Origin of the sequence: Methanobacterium spitsbergense (assembly GCF_019931065.1) — an archaeon.
GTDB lineage: Archaea > Methanobacteriota > Methanobacteria > Methanobacteriales > Methanobacteriaceae > Methanobacterium_B > Methanobacterium_B spitsbergense.
In genome coordinates, this window is the sequence record NZ_JAIOUQ010000003.1 from 137,596 (window position 1) to 152,574 (window position 14,979).

General features: G+C 39.6%; 19 protein-coding genes. 2 read left to right on the forward strand and 17 right to left on the reverse strand.

Annotated features, from left to right (window positions below):
- Window positions 1-120 precede the first annotated feature (120 nt).
- Together sufC and K8N75_RS01810 are read left to right on the forward strand one after the other, a co-directional pair.
- Window positions 121-888, forward strand: a complete 768-nt coding sequence (gene sufC / locus K8N75_RS01805; RefSeq protein WP_223790957.1) for a Fe-S cluster assembly ATPase SufC — start codon at window positions 121-123, stop codon at window positions 886-888.
- Complete coding sequence (locus tag K8N75_RS01810) at window positions 870-2,090, forward strand: SufB/SufD family protein (protein WP_223790454.1); 1,221 nt, start codon at window positions 870-872, stop codon at window positions 2,088-2,090. Before sufC ends, K8N75_RS01810 begins: the two co-directional genes overlap by 19 nt.
- A 70-nt stretch (window positions 2,091-2,160) precedes the next feature.
- Here K8N75_RS01810 and K8N75_RS01815 read toward each other — a convergent pair whose 3' ends face one another.
- The 17 genes from K8N75_RS01815 to mcrB all read right to left on the reverse strand — a co-directional run bounded on the left by K8N75_RS01815 (window position 2,161) and on the right by mcrB (window position 14,968).
- Window positions 2,161-2,352 (reverse strand): hypothetical protein, encoded by a 192-nt coding sequence (locus K8N75_RS01815; protein ID WP_223790455.1) that lies wholly within the window; start codon window positions 2,350-2,352, stop codon window positions 2,161-2,163.
- A gap of 149 nt (window positions 2,353-2,501) precedes the next feature.
- The gene (locus K8N75_RS01820) at window positions 2,502-2,774 is read right to left on the reverse strand and encodes a PRC-barrel domain-containing protein (RefSeq protein WP_013643968.1); all 273 of its coding nucleotides are present in this window, start codon (window positions 2,772-2,774) and stop codon (window positions 2,502-2,504) included.
- Between the two features lie 9 nt (window positions 2,775-2,783).
- Window positions 2,784-3,392, reverse strand: a complete 609-nt coding sequence (locus K8N75_RS01825) for an NTP transferase domain-containing protein (protein ID WP_223790456.1) — start codon at window positions 3,390-3,392, stop codon at window positions 2,784-2,786.
- A gap of 37 nt (window positions 3,393-3,429) precedes the next feature.
- Window positions 3,430-4,899: a methanogenesis marker 14 protein gene (locus K8N75_RS01830; protein WP_223790457.1), complete on the reverse strand. Its 1,470-nt coding sequence runs from the start codon at window positions 4,897-4,899 to the stop codon at window positions 3,430-3,432.
- A gap of 278 nt (window positions 4,900-5,177) precedes the next feature.
- Entirely contained in the window at window positions 5,178-6,110 is a 933-nt protein-coding gene (gene mtrH, locus K8N75_RS01835) for a tetrahydromethanopterin S-methyltransferase subunit H (RefSeq protein WP_223790458.1), read from the reverse strand.
- Window positions 6,111-6,132: 22 nt separating this feature from the next.
- Entirely contained in the window at window positions 6,133-6,387 is a 255-nt protein-coding gene (gene mtrG, locus K8N75_RS01840; RefSeq protein ID WP_048191618.1) for a tetrahydromethanopterin S-methyltransferase subunit MtrG, read from the reverse strand.
- Between the two features lie 2 nt (window positions 6,388-6,389).
- Window positions 6,390-6,596, reverse strand: coding sequence for a tetrahydromethanopterin S-methyltransferase subunit F (mtrF, locus tag K8N75_RS01845; RefSeq protein WP_048191619.1), 207 nt, complete (start codon window positions 6,594-6,596; stop codon window positions 6,390-6,392).
- Window positions 6,597-6,606: 10 nt separating this feature from the next.
- The gene (gene mtrA, locus K8N75_RS01850) at window positions 6,607-7,326 is read right to left on the reverse strand and encodes a tetrahydromethanopterin S-methyltransferase subunit A (protein WP_223790459.1); all 720 of its coding nucleotides are present in this window, start codon (window positions 7,324-7,326) and stop codon (window positions 6,607-6,609) included.
- A gap of 11 nt (window positions 7,327-7,337) precedes the next feature.
- A complete protein-coding gene (gene mtrB / locus K8N75_RS01855) occupies window positions 7,338-7,643 on the reverse strand; it encodes a tetrahydromethanopterin S-methyltransferase subunit MtrB (RefSeq protein ID WP_223790460.1) in 306 nt (101 codons plus the stop codon).
- Window positions 7,644-7,655: 12 nt separating this feature from the next.
- Complete coding sequence (gene mtrC / locus K8N75_RS01860; protein WP_223790461.1) at window positions 7,656-8,468, reverse strand: tetrahydromethanopterin S-methyltransferase subunit MtrC; 813 nt, start codon at window positions 8,466-8,468, stop codon at window positions 7,656-7,658.
- The gene (gene mtrD, locus K8N75_RS01865; RefSeq protein ID WP_223790958.1) at window positions 8,468-9,199 is read right to left on the reverse strand and encodes a tetrahydromethanopterin S-methyltransferase subunit D; all 732 of its coding nucleotides are present in this window, start codon (window positions 9,197-9,199) and stop codon (window positions 8,468-8,470) included. The genes mtrC and mtrD overlap by 1 nt, the downstream gene beginning before the upstream one ends.
- A gap of 22 nt (window positions 9,200-9,221) precedes the next feature.
- Window positions 9,222-10,103 carry a tetrahydromethanopterin S-methyltransferase subunit E gene (mtrE, locus tag K8N75_RS01870; RefSeq protein WP_223790462.1) on the reverse strand — a complete coding sequence of 294 codons (882 nt, stop codon included), beginning with the start codon at window positions 10,101-10,103 and terminating at the stop codon, window positions 9,222-9,224.
- 56 nt (window positions 10,104-10,159) lie between these two features.
- A complete protein-coding gene (gene mcrA / locus K8N75_RS01875; RefSeq protein ID WP_223790463.1) occupies window positions 10,160-11,812 on the reverse strand; it encodes a coenzyme-B sulfoethylthiotransferase subunit alpha in 1,653 nt (550 codons plus the stop codon).
- A 15-nt stretch (window positions 11,813-11,827) separates the two neighbouring features.
- Window positions 11,828-12,577 (reverse strand): coenzyme-B sulfoethylthiotransferase subunit gamma, encoded by a 750-nt coding sequence (gene mcrG, locus K8N75_RS01880; RefSeq protein WP_223790464.1) that lies wholly within the window; start codon window positions 12,575-12,577, stop codon window positions 11,828-11,830.
- Window positions 12,578-12,579: 2 nt separating this feature from the next.
- Window positions 12,580-13,176: a methyl-coenzyme M reductase I operon protein C gene (mcrC, locus tag K8N75_RS01885; protein WP_223790465.1), complete on the reverse strand. Its 597-nt coding sequence runs from the start codon at window positions 13,174-13,176 to the stop codon at window positions 12,580-12,582.
- A 2-nt stretch (window positions 13,177-13,178) separates the two neighbouring features.
- Window positions 13,179-13,613 (reverse strand): methyl-coenzyme M reductase operon protein D, encoded by a 435-nt coding sequence (mcrD, locus tag K8N75_RS01890; RefSeq protein WP_223790466.1) that lies wholly within the window; start codon window positions 13,611-13,613, stop codon window positions 13,179-13,181.
- 29 nt (window positions 13,614-13,642) lie between these two features.
- Complete coding sequence (mcrB, locus tag K8N75_RS01895) at window positions 13,643-14,968, reverse strand: coenzyme-B sulfoethylthiotransferase subunit beta (RefSeq protein WP_223790467.1); 1,326 nt, start codon at window positions 14,966-14,968, stop codon at window positions 13,643-13,645.
- Between the last annotated feature and the right edge of the window lie 11 nt (window positions 14,969-14,979).

The following is a 14,979-nucleotide window of genomic DNA, read 5'->3' on the forward strand; positions in this document are numbered from 1 at the left end:
ATATTCTTAAAAGTTAACAATGTTAATTTAATGGTTCATTAGTCATTGTTAAATAAAACAAAATACAGAAAAAGTGTTTGAGATAAAAAATTATTTAAAATAAAAAAGTTGGTGGTTAGACTGCTGCTTGAAATTACAGATTTGGCTGTAGAAGTTAATGGAAAAGAAATACTAAAGGATATAGACTTATACATCGATAAAGGCGAAACACATGTACTGCTAGGTCCAAATGGAAGTGGAAAAAGTACTCTTTTTATGTCCATGCTAGGATTTCCAAAGTACAAAGTGACTAGAGGCGAAATAATCTTCAAAGATGAAGATATAACAAATATGACTACTACTGAACGGGTTGAACGAGGTTTAGGTGTAAGTTTCCAGAATCCCCCTGCAATAAGAGGAGTTAAACTTAAAGATTTGTTGCAGATCGAAAAGAGTAAAAAAGGTGTTAAACCTAATCAAGATGAGCTTGACCCTGAAACAATTGCACTAGCTGAAAAACTTAAATTCTCAGACCAATTCCTTGAAAGGGATGTTAATCTTGGATTTTCAGGTGGAGAAGTTAAAAGATCTGAGATTCTGCAACTTCTAGCACAACAACCAGATTTCATAATGTTCGATGAACCTGATTCTGGAGTTGATATTGAAAACGTGGAGCTCCTTGCAGAGGAAATAAATGTATTATTGGACAAAGACAAAAAACCAGGATTGCGTGAAAAATCGGGTTTACTAATAACCCATTTGGGTTACATATTAAACTTTGTTAGTGCAAACACAGCCCATGTGCTGATGGATGGAAAAATAGCTTGTTCTGGAGATCCAAACGAGATATTAGAAGATATTAGGAAGGAAGGATTTAAAGGGTGTGTGGAATGTTGCGGAATACACTAGAACGTGCTGAAAAGGCCAAAAAGAAGAAAGCTGCCCTTGGATCTGATGTCGAAATAGAAGAATTCGAAGGGGAAGAAGCAGGAGAACATGAAGAGGTTGAATCTTTAAGTGATCTTTCGAATAAAGATCAAAAATCTCTTCTAAAAGTTGGGGTTGATCCTTCTGGTGCAGGTAGGGCAGGTTCATTTTTACAAATTGACCAGTCTAAAGTATGCAGCAATTGTCAATCCGAAGCAATAGAACTTATGGGTTTACCACAGGCATTAGGAAAATATGATTGGGTTAAAGATTATTTATGGAACGCCGTACCTGTAGATACAGATAAATACACTGCACGAACTGCTTTAGGAGAGCCGGGAGGTTACTTTATAAGATCACTTCCAGGTACCAAGGAAGTGTTACCTGTACAGGCATGTATGTTTATTGGTGATGAAAAGGTTGCTCAAACAGCTCATAACATCATAATTGCCGAAGAAAATTCTGAACTTCATATTATTACAGGATGTTCAACTGGTAGTGATGTGCAGTCGGCAATGCATGTAGGTGTTTCTGAATTTTATCTGAAAAAAGGGTCTAAAATTACCTTTACAATGGTGCATAACTGGGCAGAGCAGGTTGAAGTTAGGCCTAGGACAGGAGTTATTCTAGGCGATGATACAACTTATATCAGTAACTACATACTCACCAGCCCAGTGAATACAATACAGACATATCCTACAGCATATTGTCAGGGAGAAAACTCCAAAGTAGTTTTCCAGTCAATATTGGGTGGTCAAAAAGATTCTATTCTTGATGCCGGTTCAAGGGCAATATTAACTGGTAAAAATTCTAGTGCGGAAATGATAACCCGTGCAGTTTCCAAGGATGAATCCCAGATATACACAAGGGGTCATCTTGCAGGTAAATCTCCAGATGTTAGAGGACATTTAGAATGTATGGGTTTGGTACTTTCAGATGAATCACTCATTTACTCTGTACCAGAACTTGAAGGAAGTTCAACCGATCTTGAGCTCTCTCATGAGGCAGCTGTTGGTAAAATTGCAGAAGAAGAAGTTCTTTATCTCATGTCCAGAGGACTAACAGAGGATGAAGCTGCTTCAATGATTGTGAAGGGATTCCTAAGTATGGACATTGCAGGACTACCACCAGAGCTAGCTGCTGAAACCAAGAAAATGATAGATCTAAGTATTCAAGGAATGTAAAAATTCAAAAAAAATTCTTTTTTTTTGGAGATTAATTACCAATCTCCAATTTATCTTTATTATATAATGATTAAGCTCTTTTAATGGAAAATGCGATTAATCCCGATATCATTGTTAAACTTGAGAAATTACCAATTAGTCCAGCAATAACAGGATTTTTGAAGTATAATATTGAAAATGTGAAAATAACAACAGCAATGATTTCAATCCCAATGACCAAACCAACTAATCCAATTATCTTATCTAGGTTATCTATGAACATAAATTATCACCAGAAATACTCTTCCGGTAGGAACTTATATAGTTTTTGATTTTAATGAATATAAAAAAATATGTGATATTATTTAGAGTAAAAAGACAAAAAAATTACTTTTCTATAATAAAAATTTGTTAATAAAATATTATGTGGGTTTACTCTGAGATTATAATGAATTCGCCCACTTTCTCTACTTTACCGAACGGAACAAGTAAATTATCTCCTTTTTTCTTGGCACCTTTAATATGTACATTTCTGCCTTTTTCAACTTTAATAACCACATCAGTTATCTTTCCAGTTTTACCGTTGATTACCAATTCTTCAAGTTCACCTAGAATTCTAGCATTATTTGTAGCTACTTGGTATCCCTTGATCTCGCTCCAGACTTTTTCTTCCCCTTTTATAAGTTTTCTCTCTTCAACAACCATTACAATCACCTAAATTTTTAACCCTATGTTACTCAAAACATCCTCTAAAACTACTATGTCCTCACAGCTATTAATATTTACGGCCAGTTCAATTTTCCCTAACTTGAGAACTTCCTCATCTTGTTGCTTGTTGTTACTTCTTAATATATTTAATCCCGACGGAACCACATCTCCAAGCACAATACTGGGTTTCAAACCATTTTTCACGAATAATTCTAATGGAACAGCAATGCACATTGCTGGTTTATGGGACTTTGCATATTCTATAAGAACGTGATTTATAATTTCGCTTGTTATTAATGGTAAATCAGCGGTAATAGTTAATATAATCTTATTTGGATTCTGTGGAAAACATTTAGAAATATAATACTGTAAATCTTCAATATAACCATTCCCGGGTGTTTGAAAGACCGAATATCCTTCTATGCAGGCAAATTTAAAGGTTTTAGGAGTGTTCGGGCTTGTTAATATAATTATATCTGAAATTCTTTTCGAAGCCAACAGTGCATTTATAACATGTTGGATCATTGGTATTCCGCCCACTTCAATGAGTGGTTTTTCTTTTTTAACTCCCATTCTTGTGCCTTTTCCACCGGCCATAACAATTGCTGTTACCATTTTTACTAATTCCATTTATCTGTTTTAGTAGATATATTCATTCCTTGTGTTGTAGCTTTCTTCTCGGTCCTAATATGCACTTACCGCCTTGACATCCGCCTACTGGATTCTTTGGAGTGCCTAATGAATTCATACATCTTGCCATCATTGCGGCACCCATTGCTAATGCATCTGAAACAAAAAGAGTGTCATTGAAGTACTTTTGAGAATATTCCAAGATTAATTCTGGTTTTTTACCTGTTATTCCTGCTCTACCTGTCACTCCTAGCATTGAACCCTCTTCAATTACGCATTCATTAAATGCTTCTTCTATTAATCTTTTAACTACAAGGGCACTAATATGGTCCAGTGTTGCAAATAGAGTATGTATTCCTGAGCTCTCAAATATTTCATGTCCCAGTTTTACTAGTTCTGGTATTTGATCCCCATTTTCACCAACATCACATCCAATTAAAGTTGTACCTGCATCATAAGCTGCTTTAGGATCTACTGGAACTGTTCCAAATCTTTCACGCCCTTCAGGCACTTTGCCTATGTCAACAAATTCATGAGCTTGTTCTGCAAATTTTTTGGCTTCTTTCCAGTCTGCTCCTTTAATTATTCCTTTTTTATATAGATCCAGTGCCGCTCCTCCTCTTTTATCGACTTTTTCGGTACCACGTATTATTGAATCTGATATAGCTCCTGCAAGTCCACAAAAATTACCTATTGTCCGAGCATATGGTTTTTCATTGTTGGTTATACGACCTGCAAGAGTTGTTCCAAAATCCATGGATACACAGGGATTTCTGTAGTCAACTTTAGTCCACATAGATGCTACTTTTATACCTGCAGTTACCAATTCACCTTCCATTTCATTTGCAACAACAACCCTACCTGTTGGTGGAAGTACACTTACTACAGCTCCATCAAACATGACTTGGTCCAGAAGTGTAAATTCTTGTAGTCGTTGTGGAAAGTTTTCTTTACTCATTGCTGGAGACATTTTTCTTGGAGGTATTCCTGCTTCTAAACATCCCTTTGCAAGTGCTATTATAAGGTCACCAACCTCTTCAGGAGCTGCAAACCCTGCTGTAACTCCAGTGGATCTAACAACAAAATCTAAATCATTCTCTATATCTACATGAGCCTTTTCAAGGGATTCAAGTATGGTATCCCTTACCATTTCAGACACAGATTCCTTTGTTAGTTCGACTTCCCAAACTGTTTCTCCAAAAACTTTTTCACCTTTTTTTGGAGGCCTTATGTCCCTTGTCATACGTACTGTCTTATCCAGAAGATACGTTCTGCATGTTGTGAGGTTAGTGGCTGTTAAAATACATTTTGTTGTTGTATTTCCAAGTTCTACAGATGCAACTACATAATATATATCTGGTTTCATTGAAAGGCCAGAACCTACAGTTTTCTTCATAAAAGGTGTTGATTTTATATCTTCGGTGTAAATATAGTGACTTTTTGCAAATATAGGCTTTGGACTTCTACTAAGTAAATTACCAAACCGTGACATGAGAATTGCCTCCCTAAAAATAATTAACACTTTTTTTTATCATTAACTTTATTATTTTAAGTTCAGTTAATTTGATATAAATTTATTGTGAAATGTTTTGGAATTTATTAAGAGCAATTAAAATAGTTAACAGTGTTATAAAAATTATTTTTAAACTTAAATATAGTTATGAAATGAATTTCTAGAGAATTCAAAAATAAATCTAAGATGTAAAATATAAAACTTCAAAAAAAATAAAAAAAATAAGGTATTTGGCGAAAATCGCCATTTCCTTTGTTTTATAACAATTTGAAGAATGGGTGTTCTTCTATTGGTTCTGTTCCAATGTCTTTTGCAGCTTCTGCCATGAATATATCTGCCATGGAGCATGCTGAAAATGCCATTTTTGCGTTTTCAATAGGTCCAATGAGTACGAAATCTCCTCCAACTGCAATCTGCAGAAGGTTGGATCCTACATCACAAACTGGCCATACTTCTCTGTTTTCTTTTTTGTAGCCTCTTAACCAGTCCCAAGCTGATGGAACGTTGTGGATACCACTACCTACTGGGTATCCCCATTTACTTTTAACAGCAAATGAAGTTCTTAGAGCAGCACCTGCACCCTGACCGAGTGGTGTGATAGCTACGTCCATGAAAGGTTTGTCTATTCCACAGTCATCTGCTGTTTCTAAGAGACCTTTGTCAAGTACGGTTCCACCTGTTTCCCACATGTTGAGTTTACCTTCAACACCAGGTTCCATAGGGTTGAATCCCAGTATGATGGATGCTGATAGATCTGATTCTTTCAATGCTTGAATCTCGTCTGCATCTGCAGCCATGTTTAGGGAATTGTATATTGCTCTGTCTGCTAATCCAGTTTCTGATGCGAATTGTGCTCCTGCAACCCTTGCTTCTCCAGATGTTGAATCTATGAAGAAAGGTGCGTCTGTAGCATCGCCTACAAATTCTAGGTATTTAACTAATGCTTCTGGTGTTGCACCGAAGGTGTGCACGATGTGTGGGTTACCAGTGACATCGGACATTTCTTCTTGCATTTTTATTAAACCTTCAGCTTTTTCTTTGTCGAAGACTCCTGCCTTCTCATCTTCAATTATTTTGTGTCCACCATAAAAGATGGTTCCTGCTAAAACAGTTGGATATTCACCAGGTTGTCCACCGACTTTAAGGCCAGCAACATCTAATACAATCTGTTCTTTGTCAAATCTAAACATAAATAATCCTCCTAAAAATTATTTAGACTCCACCAAATGTTGATAAGATAGCTCCTATTTTCACAACTTTGAAAGCTACAAATAGAATGATCAGTCCTATCACTATTCCGTATAAAATACCAATATCTCTTCCTATTTGTTGGCCCATTTTCTGAGAGATCTCACCGTAGTTAAATTCTACTTTATCTTCAATGTCATCTAATCTCTCATTTGCTTTGTTGTACTCATCTGCAGAGACAATGATACGAGGTATGGTATTTTTTTCTTCTTCTGCCATACTTATGCCCCCACCATCATTTTATAAATTACTGGAAGGCCTACGAGGAGAAGTGCAAATATGAATCCCAAACCCATACCATATATTCTGGTTGATATAAGTCCTGCAAATAACCTCTGATCCCTACCAATTAGCTGGGTACGATATTTTATATCTTTTACAGTATTTTTTATGCCTCTAACGTTAGGTTTGTTTGATAATATTATCATATAAAACCCCCTATTTTAGCAATAGTATGGTTCCAAGAGTTAGGATGAAAGCTAAACCTACAACTAGTCCCTGAACCTTTCCAGCGTACATTCCTGCGAATTGTCTCTGGATTCCACCAACAGCTTTAATCTGCGTCTGAATGTTACGCATTCTAGCTTCGATTAGTGCGGTTTCAGGAGCTACTGGGCGTACTTCTTCGCCTTCTTCTTCATCTCCTTCCTCTTCAATTACTATTACCATTGCTTCTTCTTCAATTGCTCCGGGATCTTTCTCTATGCACTCTTTTACCTTTGCCTGAATTGCTGCAGCGTCCTCAACATCGATCAAATCTACCATTTCAAACTGGGATCTGAATCTGTCCAATCCTTCGTCTGGAATGTTTTCGATGTAAGGTATTGCACCATCAGCACCTACGATGCTTCTTTTTTCAGGATCAACACCATTTTCATGGAGTGCCATAATACTTTGACCTGTGATGTGTCCCTGTACCTCTGATCCGCACAATATAAGGAACCTTAAGTTCGGATTGGATATTAAGTTTGAGATCATCTTTTCAATTCCGAGATTTTCGGTTTTGCACGGTCCTGCGATTGCAGCTCCTGCATCCACTGGTATTTGTTCGATGTGGGAAGCAAGTGTTGCAACTGCTACAGGACTTTCTGGATCACCAGTCACGTAGTCACCGTTTATTACAGGCCATCCTTCTGCGGGTGATTTTTTATCTGCCAATTTAACACCTCCTATAATAATAGGGCAACCAGCAGTACTAGCCCTAATATAAATCCGTAAACCATGTTGGTTAGTTTACCTGCTGTAATGTAAACTCCTTCCCTTCCAGGATAGGCGCCTTCAGATACAGTGTTTGGATCTAAGGCCGTCTCTATATCGTTTGCTGCAGCCTCTAATTCTGTTATTTGCTCGTTTATTGTGTCCATTGATAAGATTAAGACTTCTCTACCTAAAGATGCCCCAATAATACCTGATGAAGGGTCTAGGGTTAGGTTGAGTTCAGGAGCTATTTTTACTAAGGGTAACATTTCTACCATTTTGCTTTCCTCCTATTGTTCTTCCTCTTTAGGCCACATTCCAGACCATTTAACTGATGCTGCACTATCGAGTGATGCCTGTAAAAAGGCTCTCATAGATATAAACCATCCTATTGCACCAATTATGGATATTACCCACCAAGCTTTTGAAAAGCCTATTCCAAGAAGTCCTATTATCGCCATGGACATGAATGCTGTAGTTGCTGCGAGTTTTAGGGTTCTTCTTTGGTCTTCGTTTGGACCTAAACATGCGTTGAATGGGTGCTGAATTGCCATTGTGTTTAATATGAACAAGAGTCCTATGAATCCTGTTGATATAACAGTTGTTAGTATTGCAGGCATTGCATAACTACCAGCTATTGCTGCAGAGAATCCGAGAACAGATAGTGCTGCTGCTCCTGAAAGTTCAATTGTGCACTGCACAAGTATAGGAATTTTCATTCCAACTATTTTTTTACCGATAAGCGCAACAACTCCACCAAGTATCATTGCAATGGCAAATGCCACCAATGGTCCTAGTATTGTGTATGCTGAACCAAGCATTATACCGCCTGCAAGTCCTGCTAAAACACCAATTATACCAATAGCTAGTGACATGTATCCGATTGATGGTACACCTGTACCTAAACCGTAGCTTGCAACTCTTCTTATGGCATCTGCTCCCCATACTATGGCACAAACTGCTCCTAATGAAGCAAGTAATGGGCCTAGTATTGGGTTAAAGGGTGTGGCGTATATTCCTATAAGTCCTCCAACTACTCCAAGTGCTATTGTCCTGGATGGTGGTATGGCTACTGATGCTTCGCCTCCTCCTGCTGCTGACATTAGAATACACCTCCTTTAAGTAGTAAAACTGCAATTAAACCTGTTACCAAAGATGCAACTAGACATGCTAGAACGCCTTTTGGTAGTCTCTTGAATTTAGGGTCGTGAAATCCTTCAATTGTACCGCCTATGTTATAGGATGCTACAACTGCGTTAATGAAGAAAACACCAACTGCAAATATTGCTGCTACTGTGACAGCTGTGAGGGAAACTCCTCCACCTAATAATAGTGACAGTTTGTAACCTGGGAGTACTGCTAGTGCTTCGTATAAAGCCCAGTAAATAAGTGCTCCACCAATTCCACCCAGTGCTCCTCCTATTATTCCACTGACGTAACATACTGTTGGAATTCCGTGTCCTTCTGTTCCTTGTGTTACGTATTTACTCTGTTCGTACTTGGTTATTGGGTCAACTTCAACTTTTGCTGATGCTGGCACAACACCGACACCCCATACGTATACGAGGTTACCTACAAGCATGGTTATTCCGATCATGATCATAGAACCCACAGCGCCTCCAGCCAGTATAAGCCATAATGGCTGTCCTGTCAGTGCGGCTGCTGTGATGAGTCCGGTCATACCTGAACCTGCTGCAAGCATAGCTGTACCTGTTCCAACTCCTGTAGCTGTTGCTATTGCTGCTGGGGCTCCGCCCACTGGTATAAAGTGTACACCTCCACCAATGAGAACTCCTCCAACGGTTATAGCACCGATTAATAATAATGGATCCATCATAAAACCTCCTTAACGATCCTCATTCTTTATATGGTCCATAAGTGTTTCTTGCGAAAATCTCAATTCTGTTGTTGATGATTATGAGTGCTAAAATTATTACAAGACTAGCAATAACTCCTCCAGCTGCTCCGAATACAATGGTAGTCCAGAAGCTAAAGAATACTATAAGTCCGAAACAGAAACCTGTTACGGGTCCTCCAAACTTCGCACAGAAATGTACAACATCAATTGAGTTTCTTGCACCCAGTTCTGCTTTGGTTGTTATATCACCGTGAATAGCAACTGGAATACCTCCACCAAATGGGTATGTCTGGTACTCTCTTTCAGCACCATAGTGAACATCTCCGGTTGATGAACCGATTGCACCAATTGTTATACCCCATAGCACTGCTAATAGTGGTAATGGGAACGGGTGATTAAATCCTGATATTGGTAAGGTCATAAGATATGAAAATCCAACTATACAGAATGTAACAATAAATCCATGAGCTGCTATTGGTCCTAAATGACTGGTAATAACATCAATGAACACTGGTTGATTAAATTGAGATTGACTTACAATTCTTCCTAAGTAAGATGTTGTTGCAAATGCAGTGTGGAAAAGTGCTGCTATAAATCCACCAGCAGCTATTGACATTATAACTGGTAGATGTACTGAACTTATAAGGACAAATGCCACAGAACCTGCTATACCTGCAAGTGTACCCATCTGTACGGGTTCACCAGATATGGCCTTGTTAAACATCCTGTGAAGGTGTCCCATCTGCGGAGCCAGCTGAACTTGTGAGTTAGGGTTACTCATTGAACCGACATCAGATTCTAAATCTTCTGCGGCCCCAGCAATGGTTGCGGCAGCGCCCATTAATGCAACGACGCCTAATCCTGCTATCATAGGGTCCATATTACTTCCTCCTTCTTTTTAAAAAATATAAAAAAAATAGGTGTTTGCGCACCTATTTATTTAGCTGGAGAGATTAAAGCTCTTTCTCCGGCTGGTTCGAATTCTCTTAATGCACCTTTTGCAAACTCTCCACGTACGTTTGTGAAATCAAACATTAAGTTGTCGTCTGCAAATGCAATTTTAACCAGAGGGTTAAATACAAATGCGTCTTTACGTGCTGCGTGTGCTGATTGAGCAATACCTGCGTATTCTCCCTGGTGGCCCACATTCATTGCGTAGTTCGGATAGTTTGGTCCTCTCATTTCCACTGGTAATCCTTCGTCGTTCCTAATTGAGAACACATTGGATGCTCCACACTGATCCTGGAGATCGTATCCATAGAAACCGAGACGTGAGTGCTGTTCTTTGTGCAGGTACATTGATAGGTACCATGCGCTTAGTCCAGTCTGTGCGTTTCCTGTAGCGAATCCTGTTGCACATCCTGCTGCTGCTGCAACTATGGATGCCCTCTGTGATCCACCAAAGATGGTTTCTAAGAGTGCTGGGTATTCTTCGAACTGTTCTAGAGCATAGAATGTAACTTCTGATCCTACATCTAGGACTGTGTCCATGTTGTTAGGTGCTTCAGTCATTCCGAATTTGTCTTCGACGTATTCTTTACCGTAGTAAGTGAAGTCGTCTAAGATGTTGTCGGTGTATGCAGCTGTTGCATATTGAGTGAATCCTACTCCACCTGACATGTATGAACCTAGCCAGATCTGATCGTATAACATTGCTCCGGAAGCAACTACATCGAGGGTTACTCTGACAGGGTCGTCAGCGTTAACTCTTGAGGACTGACATATGTCAGCTAGGAAACCGAATGGTATTCCACCAGGTTCGTTTTCTCCTCTTGCTCTCCTCTGTGGTAGTGCTGTACCCATGTGCACAACTTCTGCGTGTTTTGCTGCGTAAGCGAAGTCACCAGTAGCGGCTTCTCCTGCTGCCTGTTTGTAAGCAGAAATCATGGACATACCGATCTGCATAGCAGACCATCTTGAGGTTGTTCCTCCATCACAGGTTCTTGAAACTATGGTTGGGATCCTGACAACCTGCCAGATACCGTCTCCAACTTCAGCTTTTAGAACTTCTGCCTGGTCATCTGGGAACATTTTGTTAATGTCCAGAACATATGCCGAGTCGATTTCATCAGCTATTTCATCGTTACCAGTGAAAGTTTTCACGTAACTGTCTTGCACAAGGTATGGGTTGGTTTCAACCATGTGTTCCTGTACAACTGCTGCACCAGGCATAGCGTGGTTTACAGTTTCCAAGTAGTTAGTAATAGTTTCCGGGGAAACCTCTTTACCTAACCTTTTTTCAATAACCATGTGAGCTGTGTTCATTCCGACAATAACAGTTCTTCTTATGTCATCCCAGAATTGCTGCATTGCAGCATTGTTCACGAAGTGTAAATCGTCTCCTTCAACAAATGTGTCTGTTGTAGAAACCTGATAAGGCATCAGAACTCTCTGTCCTAATGGTGTACCTACGTCTGGATCGTACATAGGGATTCCACGTTTTGCTGCGATATCTTTACCAGCTGCAACGAATTCCCGTTTCCTTTCAGATTGTTTCCATCCACCATGGTTGTAGAAAGTGGTTTTACCTTCGGTTGGGTCTTCTTTAAATGCTTTCTTTAAAGCGTCTATAAACAATTTTTCAGCCATATTTTCACCTCCTTCTTATTCAGGACCGTATCCACCCTGGGATCTTGTCACGTGTATTCTGTGGAGTACTTCTACTGCGTCTGCGTCGTCTCTGTAAGCTTCCCCATCTTTTCTGTAGATGGTTGTTTTCTCTTTGAGTACTTCTTCAGCTAATGGTGCCCCTAAAACGACTGGTTCGTCTAATTCGTCACCAATCTGGTTTTTAACTGATTCAACGTTTCCTGTAGCTTTGTTTAAGACCTGCCTTCTGAGCATGTCAAACATTAAACCATCTTCGTCGAGTCTTAAGGAGTGTCCGTGTACAGTTTTTCCTCTAATTCCTGTTCTTGCAGGGTCGAAGAATTCTGTTTCAAGGAGTTCTTTTGAGATCTTTTCAAGGTCTCTTTCCCTTGCTTCTATAATTTGCCTACCTGATAGTGTACCTGCGTCAGAACCTCTGAATCTGCATAGGTATGCTCTTGACCTTGCAAATGGTTGTGCTGGAGCAAAGTACATTGAGTCAGTAAACTGGATATATCTAACTCTGTCTCCGGCTTTTGCACCGTCGACTGCTTCGACTAATTCTCTTACTGCATCTTCTGGTTCGTCCATTTCTTCTAGTGGTGGGTGTACGCTGGGGTATTCCTCACCAGGAGCTCTGTGACCTAATATCTTTACAACATCTTCGTCTGAGATTTCCCTCAATTTTTCGAGGTCGTAATCAGGGTTGCATAAATTCCTTCTGTTCTGTGCAACCTTGGTTGTTCCGGGATAGTATTGTGCCATATTCATGCACCTCCTAATGCTAATTTAACTTTTCTTATTATTTCATCCAATTTATCTTGGGGACACGTTTCGCCTCTAATAACGCCGCTAATTATATCCACAATTTCACCTTTTGTATTTGGTTCAGTGGGCATAACAGATCTTGTTTTGACACCTATCTTTGCAAAATCTTCAAAGTCAACAGGATATTCACAAATTATGACACAAGGCCGGTTAACATGTCTTAAAATTAGTCTGGCTTTATATATGATGTGATGTCTCACACCACCCAGATGAACTACTACCAGACGGAATCTCTTAATTTGCTCTATCTCCTTTGGAGTGAGCCCAAAAAGACTTCCCGAACCTGCTGATGGTGCATCTTGGGGTACACCAGCACCTGCATTTAAAACAAGCGTGCTTGTCTGGATGTTGGCTTCGCGTAATGCGAAGGTTATTTCACAGACTGGCTTGGTTATGTGCCTCCTTCCTGGAGACATTGCAATTGCCAAAACTTCATTTCCACACTCTGCAAATGTTCCTCTCTGGGCTATTCCTCCTCCTTCGCCCATTCCCATGGTTTCTCTGCAGTCTACGACGTGTGTGGTTTTTCCAATCATTATTATTCTTTCCTTTTTAGTATCGTGGCCCTTTCACTGAGTTGCGCGTTTTGATCTGTTAAACCTACCATTTCATCAGGTATGTCATCCAGAGCTACACCATATTTGATTTTGTCTGAAACTGTTTTTTGTTTTCTTATAAAGGTTCCAACATGTATGTTGAATCCAAAAGAAATATTATCTTCACATTTAAGTTTTACTGCGTCAATAGTTTCTTCGTCTTCTATTTCCATAAATATTCTGCCAGTTTTTACTTGTAAATCAACTTCTTCTCCTTTTATGTTGATTACTCTGTGATCTGGGTCATTTGTGCCAGTAGGAAGTCTTTGTCCCTGTAGAACTATTTTCTTTACGCCATCGAGTTCATCAAGAGCATTTAAAAGGCTCTCTGTGGTATCAGCGCTTAATAATCTGTGTGGAAAGATCTCGATGTCCATTTGAATTTACCCCCAAGGGTGGATTTTATCTAGAGTTTGCCTTTTATGTCGACGGCTGCCTCGTTCACATATTTCAGTGGGTTTCGGAACTCGTCAACTTGGCTGAATACATCCTTAATTAATCCGGAGGTTGCTTCTGGGGAGAACAATTGTGTTCCTGCGTCTAAAGCCATAGCTGCGGCTACGCATGGTATAGCGAAACCTTTACTGTGTCTTGTTACAACGTGGTTACCATTGAATATACCTGGGCCTCCACCGCCGTAAATTGAGTGACTGAAGAAAGAGAATCCTACAGCTGTACCTTCAACTCTACCGAAGTCTACGCTTGGTAATCCTGTTTCAAACTCAAGAATATCGTTGTAGTATAATAATGTGGATGAAACACCCTGTGCAGCTCTTGCAGCACCTTGGTTTACCATAGTAGCTGCCATCATACCGGCTGCTGCGTATGCGTTCCATTTTGCCATGTCGTCAGTTCCGTAGACATTGAATCCGTTTAGATCTTTTTCTACACCGATTACTCCGTCTGCTTTTGCTCTGTCAACCATTCCGTTTATAACAGATCCGACTGTACCAGTTTTACCGTTATCTTTAACAAGGTCGTATACCATGTTGTCTGCGTTCATTCCCTGATATGCAAGTCCGAGTAAGTGCATTCTCTCAAATTTACCTACTGCATCTCCCATTTCAAACATTGCTGCTTGTTCAAGTAAACTTGATAAAGCTGCTGAGTTCATGGTATTTTTAAGTGTTGTTGCTACAACGTGGTTTACCATGATGTTCCTTAAGGAATAACCTGGTCCTTCTAGTTTCTGAGGTACGTCAAGCATGGTTGCTAAATTTCCACCCATATAATCAACTGATTGTGGGTATCTTCCTAAAATAGCAGCTTTTACCATGTTGGCATCGTACATGTTCACGTCACACACATCGACTATTGACTGGATAAATGCTTGAGCAGTTACCAGTGGAGCTGCTGAGTATTCAGCTGCTGCATCAAATCTTGCTTGTGGAATCTGGACAAGTACCCTTTTACCACCAACTAATAATTCAACGTTTGTGTTGTCGCCTTCTTCAACCTGTATCATTTCAGCTGCTTTAGCTGCAATAGCTTCTGCATTGCTTACAATGTCAAGGTCAAGTTCCCTACCTAAGATTTTCCCTCCACCGAGTTTACCGGTTTTAAGAGCGTTCTCTACACCCTCTAGGTTTACAGCTACAGTCCTTTTAACACCTTGTACGATTGCTTTAATCGCAGGGTTCCTCAATGGACTGAGGGCTTCTAGCGGGACCTGTTCTTCAACAAGATTTCCTCTGTCGTCGTACAAGTCGATCTTATCATCAAACTTTGCCATTTTTTCCCTCC